The 17,257-nt window shown below is 57.6% G+C and carries 16 protein-coding genes; 11 read left to right on the forward strand and 5 right to left on the reverse strand.

Annotation, left to right across the window (positions count from 1 at the left end; genetic code table 11):
• Positions 1–45: 45 nt before the first annotated feature.
• Positions 46–582 carry a carboxymuconolactone decarboxylase family protein gene (locus tag AB6729_RS14920; RefSeq protein WP_371082421.1) on the reverse strand — a complete coding sequence of 179 codons (537 nt, stop codon included), beginning with the start codon at positions 580–582 and terminating at the stop codon, positions 46–48.
• Between the two features lie 100 nt (positions 583–682).
• A complete protein-coding gene (locus AB6729_RS14925; RefSeq protein WP_371082422.1) occupies positions 683–1,225 on the reverse strand; it encodes a peroxiredoxin in 543 nt (180 codons plus the stop codon).
• 226 nt (positions 1,226–1,451) lie between these two features.
• Between AB6729_RS14925 and AB6729_RS14930 the strand changes: the two genes are divergently transcribed.
• On the forward strand, positions 1,452–2,462 hold the full coding sequence (locus AB6729_RS14930) for a pectinesterase family protein (RefSeq protein WP_371082424.1): 1,011 nt from the start codon (positions 1,452–1,454) through the stop codon (positions 2,460–2,462).
• Between the two features lie 59 nt (positions 2,463–2,521).
• Here the strand turns inward: AB6729_RS14930 and AB6729_RS14935 are convergent, their stop codons facing one another.
• Complete coding sequence (locus AB6729_RS14935; protein WP_371082425.1) at positions 2,522–3,511, reverse strand: hypothetical protein; 990 nt, start codon at positions 3,509–3,511, stop codon at positions 2,522–2,524.
• A gap of 60 nt (positions 3,512–3,571) precedes the next feature.
• Positions 3,572–4,321 carry a DUF4397 domain-containing protein gene (locus AB6729_RS14940; RefSeq protein WP_371082426.1) on the reverse strand — a complete coding sequence of 250 codons (750 nt, stop codon included), beginning with the start codon at positions 4,319–4,321 and terminating at the stop codon, positions 3,572–3,574.
• 282 nt (positions 4,322–4,603) lie between these two features.
• Here AB6729_RS14940 and AB6729_RS14945 point away from each other — a divergent pair, with 282 nt between their 5' ends.
• Together AB6729_RS14945 and AB6729_RS14950 are read left to right on the forward strand one after the other, a co-directional pair.
• The gene (locus AB6729_RS14945; RefSeq protein WP_371082427.1) at positions 4,604–6,118 is read left to right on the forward strand and encodes a hypothetical protein; all 1,515 of its coding nucleotides are present in this window, start codon (positions 4,604–4,606) and stop codon (positions 6,116–6,118) included.
• 2 nt (positions 6,119–6,120) lie between these two features.
• The gene (locus tag AB6729_RS14950; protein ID WP_371082428.1) at positions 6,121–7,227 is read left to right on the forward strand and encodes an ABC transporter permease; all 1,107 of its coding nucleotides are present in this window, start codon (positions 6,121–6,123) and stop codon (positions 7,225–7,227) included.
• A 78-nt stretch (positions 7,228–7,305) separates the two neighbouring features.
• On the opposite strand, the gene AB6729_RS14955 is transcribed toward AB6729_RS14950, so the two are convergent.
• Positions 7,306–8,511, reverse strand: coding sequence for an acyltransferase family protein (locus tag AB6729_RS14955; RefSeq protein ID WP_371082429.1), 1,206 nt, complete (start codon positions 8,509–8,511; stop codon positions 7,306–7,308).
• Positions 8,512–8,689: 178 nt separating this feature from the next.
• Between AB6729_RS14955 and AB6729_RS14960 the strand changes: the two genes are divergently transcribed.
• From AB6729_RS14960 to AB6729_RS14995, 8 genes are all read left to right on the forward strand, one after another.
• Complete coding sequence (locus AB6729_RS14960) at positions 8,690–10,261, forward strand: ArnT family glycosyltransferase (protein ID WP_371082430.1); 1,572 nt, start codon at positions 8,690–8,692, stop codon at positions 10,259–10,261.
• 344 nt (positions 10,262–10,605) lie between these two features.
• Positions 10,606–11,037 (forward strand): 50S ribosomal protein L13, encoded by a 432-nt coding sequence (gene rplM, locus AB6729_RS14965; RefSeq protein ID WP_371082431.1) that lies wholly within the window; start codon positions 10,606–10,608, stop codon positions 11,035–11,037.
• A 27-nt stretch (positions 11,038–11,064) separates the two neighbouring features.
• The gene (rpsI, locus tag AB6729_RS14970; RefSeq protein ID WP_371082432.1) at positions 11,065–11,460 is read left to right on the forward strand and encodes a 30S ribosomal protein S9; all 396 of its coding nucleotides are present in this window, start codon (positions 11,065–11,067) and stop codon (positions 11,458–11,460) included.
• A 147-nt stretch (positions 11,461–11,607) separates the two neighbouring features.
• A complete protein-coding gene (rpsB, locus tag AB6729_RS14975) occupies positions 11,608–12,528 on the forward strand; it encodes a 30S ribosomal protein S2 (protein WP_371082433.1) in 921 nt (306 codons plus the stop codon).
• Positions 12,529–12,627: 99 nt separating this feature from the next.
• Positions 12,628–13,290: a translation elongation factor Ts gene (gene tsf / locus AB6729_RS14980; RefSeq protein WP_371082434.1), complete on the forward strand. Its 663-nt coding sequence runs from the start codon at positions 12,628–12,630 to the stop codon at positions 13,288–13,290.
• 223 nt (positions 13,291–13,513) lie between these two features.
• The gene (locus AB6729_RS14985; protein WP_371082435.1) at positions 13,514–15,235 is read left to right on the forward strand and encodes an ATP-dependent DNA helicase RecQ; all 1,722 of its coding nucleotides are present in this window, start codon (positions 13,514–13,516) and stop codon (positions 15,233–15,235) included.
• Between the two features lie 125 nt (positions 15,236–15,360).
• A complete protein-coding gene (gene pyrH, locus AB6729_RS14990; RefSeq protein ID WP_371082436.1) occupies positions 15,361–16,065 on the forward strand; it encodes a UMP kinase in 705 nt (234 codons plus the stop codon).
• Positions 16,065–17,216, forward strand: a complete 1,152-nt coding sequence (locus tag AB6729_RS14995; RefSeq protein ID WP_371082437.1) for an acyltransferase family protein — start codon at positions 16,065–16,067, stop codon at positions 17,214–17,216. Before pyrH ends, AB6729_RS14995 begins: the two co-directional genes overlap by 1 nt.
• Positions 17,217–17,257: the final 41 nt, after the last annotated feature.

Raw genomic sequence — 17,257 nt, forward strand, 5'->3', positions numbered from 1 at the left:
CCGCGGCAAAACCGCGGCATTCTTCTTTATAAAGCTGTACTGGATTTAAGCAGCCGTAGCAGCCTTCTCTTCCAGCACCGGCCCAATCGCGTGAATCACAGAACATACACGAATCACCGCAGCAATCGTCTCTTCCGTCACGCCCTTCTGCCGCACTACATTCTCATGGCTGTCCACGCACTTGCCGCAGCCATTGATGGCGGAAACAGCCAGCGACCACAGCTCAAAATCATTGAGCTCCACACCATGCGAACGCAGCACATTCATGCGCAACTTCGCAGGCAGCGTGCTGTACTTCTCGTTCGACGACAGGTGATGAAAACGGTAGTAGATGTTGTTCATTCCCATGATGGCCGCGGCGGCCTTCGCCGCATCCAGTTCCATCGGCGAAAGATGATTAGCAGCTTCCACCACAATAGCCGCAGTCAAAGCCGCATTCCGCGTAGCCACAGCGGACGCAACTACTGTCCCCCATAGCTGTTGCTTCGTCAGTTCGGTATTGTTCCGCACCAGCGATGAGTAGTTCAGGCGAAGGTCCTTCGCATAATCCGGAAGCGAGTCAATCAAAGCATCAAGAGACATACAAACATTCCTTTCCGCAACTGCGTGAGAGCAAGTTGCTGGAAGAAGCGGGCCACAGAAACGTTCTGCGGCCCGCGATTGAATCCGTTAGGTAACGAAACTAAGCGTTGATGGTCTCTTCGCCCTTCTGCCAGTTGCAGGGGCAAAGCTCATCGGTCTGCAGCGCATCCAACACACGCAGAACTTCCTGCGGATTGCGGCCCACCGACAGGTCTGTCACATACACAAAGCGGATCACGCCCTGCGGATCGACGAGGAACGTCGCACGCTGCGCAACGCCTTCCTTCTCATCCAGAATGCCAAGTTGACCGCACAGGTCGCGCTTGATGTCCGCGAGCATGGGGAACGGCAGGTCCTTCAGGTCGTCATGGTTGTTACGCCACGCCAGGTGCACAAATTCACTGTCGATCGACAGGCCCAGGATCTGGCAGTCGCGGTCTGCGAACTCACGGTTCAGCTTGCCAAACGCGGCAATCTCGGTCGGACAGACAAAGGTGAAGTCCTTGGGCCAGGCAAACACGCAGAGCCACTTGCCCTCGTAAGTCTTGTTGTCGATGGTCTGGAAGGCATTGTTCTTATCGCGGGAAACGACAGCGGTTACGCTGAAGTCGGGAAACTGTTCTCCGATAGCAAGCATGGTCATGATCTCCTTGTTCTGGATGGCTCTTTGTTCTGGAGGGTGTTGCAATACTGCAAAATTTCCCAAAAGCACAAAACCCCACACCCTATTGAACAAGAATTATTATTGTCCAGCAATACTTCGCATTCTGATCTGTCCGAAGATCGCCCAGAGAACCATAACCAGCTTTTCCTGCAGCCACTTGCCGACTCATTAACACCGCTGCTCTACTAGCCCCATGCGAAACGTTTTGAGCCTCATCCTTCTCACCGCCCTCGCAGCCCCCTTCGCGTCCTGTGCGCAGGACGTCACAGTCCTTGTGCAACCCGGCGCAAAGCCAAACGGTCCGGACGTTTACCCCACTATTCAGAACGCCATCGACCACGCACCGGAACCCGGCCCCAACGGCCGCGTGACCATCCGCATCACGCCCGGCACGTACCACGAGCGGCTCTGGATTCCCCGTAACCGTCCCAACCTTACGCTCGTCGGCCTCGGCAAACCGGAAGACACGGTTGTCACCTCTGACCACTTCGCGAAACAAAGCGGCGGCACTTTTTTCACGCAGACGGTCGAGGTTCTGGGTGACGGCTTCCGCGCTGCCAACCTGACCTTTGAAAATAGCGCAAGCAATGTAGGGCAGGCCGTTGCGGTCGCCGTCCTTGCCGACCGCGCGATCTTCAAACATTGCCGCTTCCTCGGCTATCAGGACACCCTCTTCGCCAACTGGGGGCGGCAGTTCTACACGGACGACTACATTGAAGGCGCGGTCGATTACGTCTTTGGCAATGCCGCCGCAGTCTTCAACAAAACCGAGTTCCACACCGTGGCCCCGGGCTACATCACCGCACAGAGCCGCCTCAGCGAAAGCGAACCCACCGGCTACGTCATCCGCGACAGCCACCTCACCTTCGCGCCGGGAGCGGATGGCACCGCCATGACCGACAACGCCGTGCACAAGACGGCGCATGGCGTCTTCTTCGGTCGCCCCTGGCGCAGCTACTCGCGCGTGATTTTTATCAACACGAACATCGATAAGGGGCTGGAACCGGCAGGATGGTCTGACTGGAACAACGGCGGCGTTTTGAAAACCGCCTTTTACGCGGAACACAACTCCACCGGCCCCGGCTCCAACCCTGTTACGCGCGCGTCCGATGCGCGCAAGCTGACCGCTGCGGACCTCAAGCACTTTGAAACCCGCGAGTTCCTCAAGGGCAAAGACAACTGGAACCCGGAAGCCGAAGCCGCCCAACTGCCATAACAAAAGAGCCCACCGAAGAAAGTGGGCTTTCTCATGACGATGTCTGGTTCGGCAATGACCTATTTTGTGAGCCACAGGCCGTCGGGGTATTTGCCTGCGGGGACAGTCTTTACGGTTTCGTTTTTGACCAGGTCGATCTTTGCCAGTGAGTTCGTTTTGGGTGAGGATGCCCAGGCCCACTTGCTGTCTGGCGAAACGATGATTTCATTCAGACCGGTGATGGTGGGGATGGTCTTTGTGACTTCAAGCGTCTTCAGATCGACGACCGCGATGTCCTCCCGGCCTGCCATGGCGACAAGAACGTATTTGCCGTCGGGCGTGGGGGTGGAACCGTAGCCGATGGCGGGGAGCTTGATGCGCTTTTTAATGCTGTCGGTTTTCGTGTCGATGACGACGAGATCCGGGGAGGTCTGGTCCGCGGTGAAGATGTAAGCGCCGTCATTGGAGCACGAGAGGCGCTGGGTGTTGTCGGAGATGGGGATGACCTTGATGAGTTTGCGGCCGGGGACATCCATGACGGAGACGCTGCCAGGATGTACGTTGGCGGAGTAGAGCTTCTTGCCGCCGGGCAGGAGCGTGATCATGTGCGACTGCTCTGCTCCGGTGGGGATTTCGCCGAGGATCTTGCCGGTCTTCGGATCGATGATGGCGGCAGCTTTATCGAGTTCGGCGGAGACCAGCATGGTGCCGTTGGTGGCGTTCCAGATGGGGCGGTGCGGGCGCACGCCGTGGGGGAACTTGATGGTGCCCGTGAGCTTGCCGGTGGCGACGTCGAAGATGTCGATGTGGTCGCCGTCGGTGCCGGGGCGACCGACGCCCGCGTTGCCGTAGATGGGGACGAAGGCGGTCTTGCCGTCGGGCGTGGCCAGGATTTCGTGACCTGCGTCGCCGCTTTCCACGGTGGCGCTGAGCTGTTCCAGCGTCACAGGATCGAACACGCGGAAGGTGTGGTCACGCTGCGAAGTGAGCAGGAGACGCGACTGCGCTGAGGCGGTGGCAATGGAGGTGACAGCAAGACAGAGCGGCAGAAGTGTCCGGAGGTTGCGCATGGGAAGCGAGTATAGACGGTTACGATTGCCAGAGGACAGCGCGCAAAAGAGCGCGGCGGATTACTGCGTTGCTGTGGCGGAATCGTAGTCGTTTGCCATGACCACCTGCACAGACGGTGTGGTGAGGATCTGCTGATCGAGCAGAACAAACGTACGGGCGCTGCCGGCGGGATACGTGGTGGAGGCGCCGGTGTACATGGGGACGGTTGTGGTGGCGACAACCGTGCCTGCGGAGACGATGTACAGCGTGTAAGTGCCTGTGGGCACGTTGAGATATGTGGGCGTGTTGCCGAAATTGAGGCCGGTCAGGATGGGATTGACTTTGTCCAGCGTGGAACCGGTGGGGACGAGGTAAACATCGAGCGCGCCGGGATAGATGGCTTCGTCGAGGAAGCGAAGGGCGATCTGGCCAGTGGGCGCGGGTTGCGACTGGTCCAGAAGTACCTGTGCCTGGAGCGAGGCGGCAACGCTGCTGAACAGAAGCGTGTACTGCTTGCCATTGAGGAGCGAGGCGCGCACGGACGCCAGAGCCGACCTGGTTCCGGTGGCATCTGCGGCAAGGGTGTACGTTCCCGGGTTCACGGGGATGTATGAGGTGATGGTCCCATAACCCAGGTTATAGGTGAGGACGGTACTGCCTGCGTAGATATCGATGCCGCCAGCGTCTGGTGTGGCATCAATAATGCGGAGTTGCGAGACATTGGTGTTGGTGCTGGAGACCGCCTGACACCCGCTGAGGCCGGTAATGGCTGCCGCTGCGCCAAGAAGGCCGATAATTACGCGCGAAAGGACGCAGCGCTGGGACGGCATGGCGGATTGGATCCAGGAAGGCACGTTAAAAAGCGTCGCCGTTCCGAGGAAGGCTCTTTCCACTGTACTTGAAAGGTCGGGTTCGCTGATAGTCTCATTCTTTGTTCGCGATACGGTTGGAGTCGCAGCGGACTGCCGGGTGCGGCGAATTGGAACTGTGATTGATTCGAAACGGGTTGAGATTCTGCACGCCGGGATTATGGCGGCTGGATCTTCGAAGCTCGCTGCCAGGAAAGATTGACTGTAGGGCACTATGCCGGCGTCTTGCTAGACTTGCGGCAGATGAAGCGCAACATAAAGATCAAGCTGCCCGAACGAATCCCCCTGGAGTACGTGTTTCCGGTATTGGGTTTCCTGTTTGCCGTGCAGATGCTGGAAGGGACGAAGGTGTACACCTCCGCGGCGTATTGCGCCTTCATCATTGTCATGGTGGATGCGTTCAACGTCTCCGGCGGGATGATTTATCCCAGCGGCGGATATATCTTTTTCTGCGGATTCCTCACCGTGATCCTGGGAGGCCTGGCAAAGGTTGCTCTTGGGGAGCCGCTGGACTCAAACCTGATCGATGGGCAGAAGAGCATGCTGGTGTATCTGGCTGGCGCATGTTCCATCTGGGTAGCCGCGCGGATCAACGCAAGAGTCCGCAGGAAAAAAGGGCTTCTGGCGCCGTTGCAGATTCCCCCAAACCGGATTGAGCAGGTGGCGCTGGGCGCTGCTATTTTCGGCCAATTTGGCTGGATGATCGTTCCCACGGCGTATGTTTCGACCTTTGTCCAGATGAATGTTTTTCCTGCGCTGGCGCTGTTTCTATTTGCCTATGGAAAGGCGCGGGAGACGGATGGCTACCGTACGTTCACCGTCCTCAGTTTTGTGATTTGGGCCTGGAGTACGACGGTATGGGGAATCCTTGGCTTTTCAAAGGAGGGCATGTTCCGGCCCAGCCAGGCGTGGGCTTTAGGCGCTCTTATTGCGGGTTACCGCCTGACCTGGACACGTGCGTTGATGATTGGGGGCACAGCGATTGTTGCTGCGTCACTGCTCACACCGATCGCGCAGATGGGGCGAATGTATCGTGGTGAAACAAATGCCTCGGAGATGGCCTGGGACCTTCTGTCACATCCTTTGCGAACACGAGAACAATATCAGCAGAAGGTGGAAAGTGTACTGGGCAGGAACGGCTATCACTGGTTTGACCACAATCAGGGCCTGCTCGACCGATTGACCGTACTTCCCATCGACGATGCGTTGATTCATCTTACGGATCAAGGGCATTCACCGGGCCTGTTTCCGATCGGGACCTATGTCCTCAACATGATTCCCCGTTACCTGGTGAAGGATAAGCCGGTGTGGCATTGGGGTAACCGGTATGCCCATGAGATTGGTTTGCTGGGAAAGGACGACGACACGACAGGTGTTTCTTTCAGCCCGTTCGGGGAGGGATATCACTGTGCCCAGTGGTGGGGTGTGACAGCGATCAGCATGCCTATCTACCTGATGATGTTTGTTTTTTGCGATTCCCTCACAGGGAGTACGAGGGATTCGGTCTGGGCTTCGATCTATGTTTTGCTGTTCGGCCATTCCGCTGCCGAGGGTGTCCTGGGAACGCCTTTTGCTGCAATCTCGACCTATGCATTCATGATCATTTTTGCGGCGTTCCTGTCGCGTTATTTCCTTCCGCTGGTGGGCGGCTTGATGCTGCCTCCGTCAAAACAACGCGGTACGCCAGTGAATGAGAATCACTGGCGTCCGGCACCTGCATATCCGCTTCGTCCGGTGCCACGTACAATCAAAGAATAGTTATGAACAAACTGGTCGTCGGCAACCTGGTCCATCGCCCCCTGCGCTCTCTTATCTCCGCACTCGCGGTTGCGATTGAAGTCATCATGATCCTGTCCATTGCAGCGATCATGCTGGGCATGTTGAATGGTCAGAAAGTTCGTACGACCGGTATCGGCGGCGACATGATCGCCAAGCCCGGCACTACGTCGAACCTGATCGGCGTCAGCGGCGCGCCCGCATCGGCAAAGGTGCAAGGCGTACTGGAGAAGCTGCCTCATGTAAAGGTTGCCGCACCCGTATATATCCAGCTCACCGCCAGCGGATCTCTGGAGAACATCTACGGGATCAATTACGAAAGCTTTAATGCGCTGCGGCCATTTGTCTTTAAGGAAGGCGGCCCATTCAACGGTCCGAACAGCATCATCATCGATGATGTTGCGGCATCAGCAGGCAATGGGCTGCACCCCGGCGACCAGACGAAGCTGCTGGGACGGATGTTTACGATCTCCGGCGTTGTGGAGCACGGCAAGGGCGGGCGTAAGTTCATCCCGCTTGAGACGATGAACGCAATCAACGGGACCGAGAATCGCTGCAGCGTCTTCTACATAAAGACGGACGATGCACCACGCTGGCAAAGTGCCGTGAAGGACGAGATTCGTGGGACGGACGGCCTGCAGCAATGGGATGTACAAACACTCGAGGAGTTCCTAAGCCAGCTCACACCGGAAAAGTATCCGGGCTTTAACATCGGCCTGCGCACGGTGATCGGGATCGCAGTCGTCATCGGCTTCCTTGTCATCTTCCAGTCGATGTATACGGCCGTGATGGAGCGCACACGTGAGATCGGCATTCTGAAGTCATTGGGAGCATCGCGCACGTACATTGTCAGTATTGTCCTGCGTGAGTCCGGTCTGCTGGCCGTCTGCGGCATTATCCTTGGTGTCTCCGCAACTTACGGTCTGCGCGCCCTTCTGCATGTGAAGACACCGCAGCTTGAGTTTGCTGTGACACCGTCATGGGTCCTGACTGCTGTCATCATTGCACTGGTCGGTGCGACTCTAGGTGCCCTGTACCCTGCTCTGAAGGCAGCGGCGAAAGACCCCATCGATGCGCTGGCTTACGAATAGAGACCTCTGTCTTGCCTGAAAACGAAAGCGGCCGCGTGTGCGGCCGCTTTCGTTTGTTCTGTCAGTTGTTTTGGCAGTCTAGGACTTCGTTACAAATGCGTGGCGATGGGATGCGAGTTCACGGTCGTATTCGAAGTGGACCTTGTACCGCAGGAAGCGCGATTCAAAGTAGTCATAGCTGATCTTGGAAACCAGGAAGGTGACTATGAAGTTTGTTGACAATGCAACGATGCCGGCCAGCGCCATCGAGTGGAACTTTGCGGCACACCAGACGAGGAATTCAATCCAGACCCAGCGGAAGAGCAGGTGGTAGATGTAAAAGCCGTAACTGTACTTGCCCAGGATGCGCAACGGTTTCAGGTTGAAGATGCGATAGGCGGGACTACCTACACGCAAGGTGCTTCCGATCAGTCCCGCAAAGGCGAGCGCGATGAAGGTGAGGCCGGGAATTAACCGCCAGGGCGAGTCGTATTCCGGCGATAGAACAAAGACGGAGATGGAAGCCGCGGCTCCAGCGAGGAAAACCCACTTGCAACTCCGTTGTATGCGGTCCGCATTCGGACCACGGAGCAGGAGTGCGAGCATGCCGCCGATGAGCAAAGCATCCATGCGGAAGGGAAGTGTGCGGATGATCCATCGCTCCGCTACCATTGGTCCCTGCCAGGCAACTTCCGCAGCGCGTAATGCGATGGCGATCAGAGAGATCGTCACACCCGCAATGAAGATGTTGCGGCGCTTGCGAAGGAGGAAGACGGCGATGGGCCACAACATATAGAACTGCTCTTCCACGCAAAGCGACCAGAAATGGCCGATGTTGGCCAGCAGCATATGGCTGCGCTGCGACTCAATCGAGTAATAGGAAAAGTCATAATTTCCGAGGAAGTTTCCCATGTAGATGAGGAAGAGCGCGTGTCCCCAGTGCCATTGGTAGAGAACGATCGGAGTCAGCAGTAGTAATACCGCGAAGACGAGATAGTAGATGGGGAAGATGCGGAGACTGCGGCGCGCAAAGAAGCGGAAGAAGTAGCGGCTGTCGCCCAGCGTGTCGTACAGGATTCCAGTGATGAGAAAACCGGAGAGCACGAAGAAGAGGTCGACACCAAATCCTCCGTAGCCGCGCAGAAGATTGATGAGGTTGAGAATTTTTCCGCCGTGAGAGCCGCCACCGTAGTGGTCGGCAAAGACGGCGCAAATGGCGAGAGCACGAAGACCATCCAGAGCCGGAAAGCGCGTGCGGAAATCGATGGGGGCGAAGTGGCGTGCCGACTGCTGTGTCTGAGACATGTATGGGTATCCGGTAATGGGTGTAGCGTAGCACGCGCATTGCCGTGGTCTGGTGAGCTCGGTGCTACTGTCTGTTGGATGTGGAGTGATGGCTCTAAAATGAGGAGATAGATACATTGTCCGGATATTTGCCGTGTTTGTAACGGCGTGGTGAGTGGGCGCGCGGAAGAGAGAACGGATGCAACTGGCAGAGGGACGGTATGGCGGGAAGAAGGTGCTGATTGTGCCAGCACTGCTTCTTCTTATGGCGGCCGGGTTCTGGGGATTGCACCTGGTGCATCTGCACGCGGATTTTCCGAATCGTTCGCCCTGGGTGGACTGGGCCAAGTACACCGATGAGGGCTGGTATGGCGATGCGGCCATCCGGCATTATCTGCGTGGAACGTGGCGGCTGCCGGGCGACTTCAATCCTGCGGCGGCGCTGCCGGTGTGGCCGCTGCTGGAGGGGTTGGTCTTTCGCTTCGCTGGCGTGGGAATTGTGGCCGCCCGCGCGCTGACAGTGTTTGTGTTTGCCGCGGTGCTGGTGTGTTCGTTTCTGTTGCTGCGGCATGAAGCGCGCGAGGGCGAGCCGAAACACCTGCGGTGGATCTTTACTGCTGCTGCCGTGTTGCTGATGGCGACCAGCCCGTTTCTATATGTGTTTACGCGGATGGCGATCCTGGAGCCGTTGCTGGTGTTGCTGATGCTGCTGTCGTTGCTGGCGGCGCAGGCGATTCGAAGCGCTCCCACGGAAAGACAGCGTGTGGTGCTGGCAATTGTGGTGGGTGTGCTGGTGTCGCTGATGATCGGCACGAAGACGACCGCGGTGTTTCTGTTGCCGTCAATCGCGTACATGCTGGCGGATGCAGCGATGTGGCAGCGACGGCGGATATTGCGCATGGCCGCGGTGACGGGCGGCACGGTTGTTGTGTTGTGGGGCGGTTACGTTCTGTGGCTGGTGTCTCACGGCTATTGGAATGATTTCCTCTACTTGTTTGCAGCAAACAATACAACGATTGCAGGGTTGCCCTTCTGGGAGACGGTCGGCAACACACTGAAAAACGGCGTGTGGATGGGGTCGCTGCTGTATCCGCTGGCGATTGCGCTGGTGGTGCTGGCTGGGTTCCACAAGAAGACGTGGTGCGACCCGCTATTTGTGTCGTTGCTGTTGTGGGTGTCGGGGTATCTCTTCTTCCTGGCATATCACGCGAATATGCAGCCGCGGTATTACGTGGTGGTGGCGGTGCCGCTGACACTGCTGATGGCGCGTGCGGCTCTGCATGTGACGGCGTGGCACCCGTCGGCGTCGTTGGCATTTGCTTCGCTGCTGGTCTTGCTGGTGGGGCGCGAGGCGCATCTGACGTTGAGCTATGTGCGACATCCGGAGTACACGTACCAGACGGCGGCGGACCGGATTGAGCGCATTGTGGAGTCCGATCCGACGCATAGTCACACGGTACTGTCGATTTCGGGGAGTGATCTGTCGTTGATGACAGGGTTGCCGAGCATCTGCGATGACTTTGGCACGATGGACCTGGAAGACCGCATTGCGGCGTACAAGCCGGGGTGGTTCGTGTCGTGGAACTCTATCGAGGATGACAAGATGGAGGCTCTGAGCAAGTTCTACCTGCTGACCCGCGTGGCGGAATTCCCGGCGATGGATGATCCGGACCGGAACGTCATGATTGTCTACCGGCTGGATGCCAAGGACGGGGTGACGCCGCAGCGGAAACATAAGCAGGAAAAGGCGTTGCCGGTTTCGCCGGGATAGCGCAAATTGGGGGAGTATCTTTGTTGACTCCTGTTCGGATACCGGATATTCTAGGAACTCGCGCAGACTTGCGTCTGCATGCCTGTGCCCTTTTGGGCATTTGGGGATGCGGAGGCGGTGACGCGGTGGATCCTGCGGACGTCGGCTCTCGGAAGAAAGTCGTTTGATCATCGGAGCAGGTGGCCTGAAAACATCCGGGCTGCGGCAGGCGAAGATTTAGTTCCGGCACAGCACCCACTCGCATTCAGCGGAAATAGCCCCGAGAGGGGTTCTTTGCGTGTGCACGAGACATTGGTTGAGTTGTAGTTAGAAGTTTGGATTTTGGAAGTCGGAAGGAAGACTCGATGTCGACGTTTGTACCCAGTTCGAAGGATTTGAACCGTAAGTGGTTCGTGGTGGACGCCAGTGGCAAGACCCTGGGTCGTCTGGCCAGCGGTGCCGCGCGCGTTCTCAGCGGCAAGAACAGCACCCAGTACACCCCGTATATCGATTGCGGCGATCACGTCATTGTGATCAATGCCGAGAAGATCGTATTGACGGGCCTGAAGGCGCAGCAGAAGCTGTATCGCCGTTACACGGGTTTCCCGGGCGGCCTGCGTGAAGAAGAGTTCACCAAGCTGCTGGCCCGCAAGCCGGAAGCGATTGTGGAGCAGGCCATCAAGGGCATGCTGCCGAAGAGCAAGATGGGCCGCCAGATGGCGACCAAGCTCAAGGTCTACAAGGGCGACAAGCACCCGCATGATGCTCAGCAGCCCCAGCCACTGGTAGTGGCGTAACCCGTTCGCGAAGGATAGAGAAGAGATATGGCAGATCTGGTGCAGTATTACGGAACGGGCCGCCGCAAGTCGGCGATCGCACGTGTATTTCTCCGCCCCGGCAACGGTGGCTTCACCGTCAATGGCAAGGAACTGAAGGTTTACTTCGTGACAGAACAGCAGCGCGCTGCTGCAGTCCGCACGCTGAAGACGGCTCAGGTGGAAGGCCAGTTTGACGTGATCACGACAGTAAAGGGCGGCGGCGTGACCGCGCAGTCTGACGCTGTGAAGATGGGCATTGCCCGCGCCCTGCTGGAGTTCAACATTGAACTTCGCAAGACGCTGAAGTCAGACGGCCTGCTGACCCGCGACGCTCGCATCAAGGAGCGTAAGAAGTACGGTCAGAAGGGCGCCCGCAAGCGCTTCCAGTTCTCCAAGCGCTAGTCGCTGGGTTCTGGCTCAAGTCCTGCGGCGGATGGTTTGTATGATCATCCGCCGCCTTGCAGTACAACCCTCAGGAGTTCAATCTCCCAGACGTACGGGATTAATCCCGGCCTGATCCGCTGGGATGCCGCATACAAGGAGCCATACATGGCATCGATCACAATGAAGGAACTGCTGGAAGCCGGCGTACACTTCGGCCACCAGACCAAGCGTTGGAACCCGAAGATGAAGGAATATATCTTCGGCGAGCGCAACGGCATTTACATCATCGACCTACAGAAGACGCTGAAGATGTTTAAGGAAGCGTCGAAGTTCGTGACGGACCTGACCTCGACCGGCAAGGTGATCCTGTTTGTGGGCACCAAGCGCCAGGCACAGGATGCGGTTGCTGAAGAAGCGAACCGCGCAGGCATGCCGTACATCAACAGCCGCTGGCTCGGTGGTCTGCTGACCAACTGGGTGACCTGCCAGAAGAGCGTAAAGCGCCTTGCTGAGCTGGACGAGATGGCTGTGGACGGCCGCTTTGAGTTGATGACGAAGAAGGAAGTGATCCGCCTGGAGCGTGAGCGCAAGGCTCTGCACACGAACCTGGCCGGCATCAAGAATATGCGCCGCCTGCCGGATGCGATCTTCGTGATCGACAGCAACAACGAAGCCATTGCGGTTGCGGAAGCTCGCAAGCTGGGCATCCCCGTTGTGGCTGTTGTGGACACGAACTGCGATCCGACGGTTGTGGACTACGTGATCCCGGGTAACGACGACGCTCTGCGCGCCATCCGCCTGTTCACCACGAAGATTGCCGATTCGGCCTTCGAGGGTGTGCAGATGATCGGTGACAAGTCGATTGCCAGCGAGTACGCGGATGTGACGCCGGTTGTGACCGAGCAGCACTTCGTCGGTCTTGAGGACGAGGAGTCGCAGGAGTCCAACCCTGTTGCTACGACACCTGCTGAGGAAGCCGAAGAAGAGACGGTTGATCTCAACGCAGCTCTGGGCGGCGGCATCCGCAAGCAGCCGACCTCTGACACTGAGGCCGACGAGCCGGTGGCAGCGGAAGCAGGCGCGTAAGCTTCTCCGAACGATTTTCACGGAGAGCGTGGCGGCCGCAGTTGGCGCCACGCTCTTTGTGTGTGCAGTGATTGTTTCAAAACAGTAAAGGAAAACACGATGGCTACCGAGACCGTGAAGATTGATGCAAAGCTGGTGAAGGAACTCCGCGAGAAGAGTGGCGCTCCGATGGGCGACTGCCTGAAGGCACTTCAGGAGTCCAACGGCGATATGGAAAACGCGTTTGTTGTGCTGCGTAAGCGCGGCATGGCTTCGGCTGCGAAGAAGGCTTCGCGCGCTGCGAACGAAGGTGCTGTGGGCACTTACATTCACGCAGGCGGCAAGATCGGCGTGATGGTGGAACTGGCCTGCGAGAGCGACTTTGTTGCCCGCACCGATGGCTTCCAGGACCTGCTGCGCGATATCGCAATGCACATTGCTGCGGTTGATCCGCGCTTTATCGGTCGCGACGAAGTGACCGAGGCCGACATCGAGCGCGAGAAGGAAATCTACCGCGCCCAGGCTGCTGCCAGCGGCAAGCCGGCAAACATCATCGAGAAGATGCTCGAAGGCAAGATGGGCAAGTTCTACGAGGAAGTCTGCCTGCTGGATCAGCCGTTCATCAAGGAGCAGTCGCAGACGGTTGCCCAGATCATTGCCACGCAGGTTGGCAAGATGGGCGAAAACATCACGGTGCGTCGTTTCGCCCGCTTTAAGATCGGCGAGCCGAATGCCACCTTCGCTCAGGCGAAGCAGGTTGTTGTTGAGGAGCAGCAGGCATAAGCCTTCGACTCTAAGTCAGTAAGTCAACGAGCCCGGGCGACAGCCTGGGCTCTTTCTTTTTGGTCTGGTACGAGAAAGGGAACCAGAATCAGAGGTGCTATTCTGCGTGGCGATATCGGAGGGCCGAGATGATTGCAGCCATTTTCTGCACTAGCCGCAATCCTTGTCTCGGCTGGAACCATTTATCGCTGATTAGCAAATTGCATCTCAACTTCAGCTGGTTATGAAGAAACGTGTTGAAGAAGCCGTGCCTTGGGATGCGTTGAAGCGGGAGGCGAAGGCTCGCTTTGGTATTGCGAAGTTTCGCAGTGCACAGCGAGAGACGCTGGAAGCGGTGATGCATGGGCGAAGTGTGTTGGCGATTATGCCGACAGGTGCAGGGAAGTCGCTCACGTATCAATTACCCGCGTTGTTCCTGCCGCATACGGTGGTGGTGGTGTCGCCGCTGATTGCGCTGATGCAGGATCAGCAGTTGAAGGCCGAGGGTGCGGACATCGACGTTCGCAAGATCGATTCCACACTGACAAAAACACAGAAGGAAGAAGCGGAAGCAGCGCTTCAGGCAGGAATTCCGAAGCTGCTGTATGTCACTCCGGAGCGGCTGGAGAATCGCGAGTTTCTTGCTGAGTTGAAGCATGCAGGTGTGTCGCTGTTTGTGGTGGATGAGGCGCACACCATTGCGCAGTGGGGACATGATTTTCGTCCGGCATATCTGGGTTTGCGGTATGCACGCGAGGCGCTGGGGAACCCGCCGGTGCTGGCGTTGACGGCAACTGCTACCGAAGATGTAATCCACGAAATCCTGGAGCAATTGAATGCGAAGGATGCGCAGGTGATCAACGCGGGAAGTGAACGCACGAATCTGTTTCTGGCAGTGCATCCCACGGTGAATAACGATGCGAAGCTGACGCGGTTGATGCAGATGTTGTCCAACACGGACGACACAGGCATCGTGTACACGGCATCGGTTCGTTCGGCTAACGAACTGTATGAGCGGTTCAAAGAATCGGGAATTGCCAGCGGAAAATATCACGGCAAGATGACAGCTCGGGAGCGCGAACGTGCGCAGGCAGAGTTCATGAACGACACGTGCCGCGTGATGGTGGCGACGAAGGCGTTTGGCCTGGGGATTGATAAGCCGAATATCCGCTTCGTCTTTCATTACGAGTTTCCAGATTCGCTGGAGAGCTATTACCAGGAGGCCGGACGTGCGGGGCGTGATGGCGATGCGGCACGGGCAGTGTTGCTGTATCGGCTGGAGGACCGGCGGATTCAAAGTTTCTTTGCCGCGGGGCGTTATCCGCGGACAGAAGAGCTGCGGGCTGTGCTGGAGGCGCTTTCTGCAACGGATGTGGTGAGTGCTGCGGCGTTGCCGGAGCGTGCAGGAATTGGGAAGCGGCGGGCGGAAGTGATTCTGTACCTGTTGCGCGAGATGAAGGTGGTGCGACGGCTGCGTGGTGGGTATGTGCTGCGTCATGCCGAGCCCATTACGGATGCGCATGTGGAGACGCTGTTGCATGAGTATGTGGAACGAGCCTCGGCGGATCGATCACGGCTGGACGAGATGATGCTTTATGCGGAGACGGTGGGCTGTCGCATGCAGGTGATACGCCGCTACTTCAACGAGGACGAAGGCAACCTGTGCGGTAACTGCGATAACTGCGTGAATCGTGCGTGGGAGATGCATGAGCCGGAGGTGGCTCGGCATGGTGCTGGCGAAGATGAGGGCGTAACCCGGATTGAGACGCTGAACGGGCCGATTCTGACGACAGCTCCGGAGACGTTGCCGCAGGCCGGTCCTGTGAAATTTCAGGAAGGGGTGGTGGTTCAGCACAAACGATTTGGCCGTGGTCGCGTACGGGATGTGGTGGGCGACACGGTAATGGTGCAGTTTGAGAATGGTGGCTGCAAGCGACTGAAGGACGCGTTTTTGAAGAAGGGATGAGGGTGATATCTGACGCTCGCTTCTGGGGCCTGTTTTCTGTGCCACGTTATCGGGAGGTTGGCAGGTATTCGGCCTTCTGGACTCTTCGATGAATCGTAATGACCGTGCGATACTGAAACGCGGTGATGTATAAACGCGTTCTTCTCAAGATTTCAGGTGAAGCTCTGGCTGCGGGCCGGGGTTTCGGTATTGATGCCATCTTTGTAAGCCGTGTGGCTTCAGAGATTGTGCAGCTTGCCAGCAGCGGCGCTCAGGTGGCCGTGGTGGTTGGCGGTGGCAATTTCTTCCGCGGCGTGGCGGAACAGGCCATTCACATGGACCGCGTTGCGGCTGACCACATGGGCATGTTGTCCACCGTGATCAACGCGATTGCCATGCAGGACGCGATTGAGAAGCTGGGCATTCAGTGCCGCGTGATGAGCGCGATTGAGATGCATGAAGTGGCTGAGCCTTACATTCGTCGTCGTGCAATCCGTCACCTGGAAAAGGGTCGCGTCGTGATCTTTGGCGCGGGTACGGGCAACCCGTATTTCTCCACCGATACTGCGGCTGCGCTGCGTGCCATGGAAATTCGTGCGGATGTGCTGCTGAAGGCAACTTCGGTAGAAGGCATCTTTACCGCTGATCCGAAGAAGGATCCCGAGGCCACGATGTTCAAGACGATCACATACATGGACATCATCAAGATGGGCCTGCGTGTGATGGATACGTCGGCGGTGTCGCTGTGCAATGACAACAATATGCCGATGGTGATCTTCTCCATGCGTGAAGAGGGGAACATTGTGCGTGTTGTGGCGGGCGAAAAACTCGGAACACTTGTGACGTCGTAATGGCGGAAGTGACCGCGGCCGCTCCGCAGAAGAAACCGCCATTGCCGGGATTGACCGGCATCCGGACGTTTCTTGCCATTGGGATCATGTTCTTTCACTTCACGCCTCCACTGCCGGAGTTTGTGAAGCCATTGATCAATGCAGGGTTTACGTACATCAGCTTCTTCCTGCTGATCAGCGGATTTGTGCTGGCGTACAACTATGCGCATCGTGCGGACACGCTGCGACCGGGCAAATTTTATGCGGCGCGGCTTTCGCGGTTGTATCCGGTGTATCTGCTGTCGCTGCTGATCTCGCTGGAGATGCTGCATGCGGAGTGGAAGATACGGCCGTTGAGCGAGTTTGTGCGCGGTGTGGTTCTGACTCCGTTTCTGCTGCAGGGCTGGAGCCCGACGCTGGCTACGTTCTGGAATACCGTGGCGTGGACGCTGTCCACAGAAGCCATGTTGTACCTGGCGTTCCCGCATATCATTCGCATGAAGTTCTGGCCGCGCACGCCGGGGAAACTGCTGGCACTGTTCGGTGTGTTCTGGCTGTGGGAGCTGCTGCTACCAGCAATCTACACAGTGCTGAACCCCGATGGCTTGTACAACATTGACCGCTACTCTTCGGGGTATTGGTTGCGCGCGCTGAAGTACACGCCGCTGCCGTTTGTGCCGATCTTCCTGGCTGGCATTACGCTGGGCCGGCTGCATGCGATGGTGTATCTGAGTGATCGCGTGAAGCTGGGGCTAACGCTGCTGTCGGGTGGCGCTGCTCTTGCAGCGTTCTATCTATTGGTGCCACGCTTGCCTTACGTGATGCTGCATGGCGGTATGCTGACGCCGATATTTGCCTTGCTGGTTTGGGGTCTGACCGGCAATCACTGGGTTTCGCGGATTCTGGGATGGGGACCGATCGCAGCGTTTGGGCGCGCAAGCCTATGCCTGTATCTGCTGCACTTCAATACATTTCTCTTCATCCATGACCACCATCTGCCGGAGCGGCTGGGTGTGGCGAAGTATGATCCGTGGATCAGCTATGCGTTCATTCTTTGTTTTGCGTATACGGCGTTCAAGCTGGTGGAGCATCCGGCGCAGAAGTATCTGCTGAGCCGGTGGGTGTATCGCGAGGCGAAGCCGCCGGTGCAGGTGAGCACGCCACTGGGTTAGTTTGGCATCCTAACCGCCTTGCCCCGTCGCGGGTGGTTCGC

It is taken from the genome of Terriglobus sp. RCC_193 (assembly GCF_041355105.1).
GTDB lineage: Bacteria > Acidobacteriota > Terriglobia > Terriglobales > Acidobacteriaceae > Terriglobus.

Coding starts and splice junctions, on each gene's coding strand:
- AB6729_RS14920 (WP_371082421.1), bottom strand. CDS start 582: ATGTCTCTTGATGCTTTGATTGACTCGCTTCCGGATTATGCGAAGGAC.
- AB6729_RS14925 (WP_371082422.1), bottom strand. CDS start 1,225: ATGACCATGCTTGCTATCGGAGAACAGTTTCCCGACTTCAGCGTAACC.
- AB6729_RS14935 (WP_371082425.1), bottom strand. CDS start 3,511: ATGCGCAACCTCCGGACACTTCTGCCGCTCTGTCTTGCTGTCACCTCC.
- AB6729_RS14940 (WP_371082426.1), bottom strand. CDS start 4,321: ATGCCGTCCCAGCGCTGCGTCCTTTCGCGCGTAATTATCGGCCTTCTT.
- AB6729_RS14945 (WP_371082427.1), top strand. CDS start 4,604: ATGAAGCGCAACATAAAGATCAAGCTGCCCGAACGAATCCCCCTGGAG.
- AB6729_RS14950 (WP_371082428.1), top strand. CDS start 6,121: ATGAACAAACTGGTCGTCGGCAACCTGGTCCATCGCCCCCTGCGCTCT.
- AB6729_RS14955 (WP_371082429.1), bottom strand. CDS start 8,511: ATGTCTCAGACACAGCAGTCGGCACGCCACTTCGCCCCCATCGATTTC.
- AB6729_RS14960 (WP_371082430.1), top strand. CDS start 8,690: ATGCAACTGGCAGAGGGACGGTATGGCGGGAAGAAGGTGCTGATTGTG.
- rplM (WP_371082431.1), top strand. CDS start 10,606: ATGTCGACGTTTGTACCCAGTTCGAAGGATTTGAACCGTAAGTGGTTC.
- rpsI (WP_371082432.1), top strand. CDS start 11,065: ATGGCAGATCTGGTGCAGTATTACGGAACGGGCCGCCGCAAGTCGGCG.
- rpsB (WP_371082433.1), top strand. CDS start 11,608: ATGGCATCGATCACAATGAAGGAACTGCTGGAAGCCGGCGTACACTTC.
- tsf (WP_371082434.1), top strand. CDS start 12,628: ATGGCTACCGAGACCGTGAAGATTGATGCAAAGCTGGTGAAGGAACTC.
- AB6729_RS14985 (WP_371082435.1), top strand. CDS start 13,514: ATGAAGAAACGTGTTGAAGAAGCCGTGCCTTGGGATGCGTTGAAGCGG.
- pyrH (WP_371082436.1), top strand. CDS start 15,361: ATGTATAAACGCGTTCTTCTCAAGATTTCAGGTGAAGCTCTGGCTGCG.
- AB6729_RS14995 (WP_371082437.1), top strand. CDS start 16,065: ATGGCGGAAGTGACCGCGGCCGCTCCGCAGAAGAAACCGCCATTGCCG.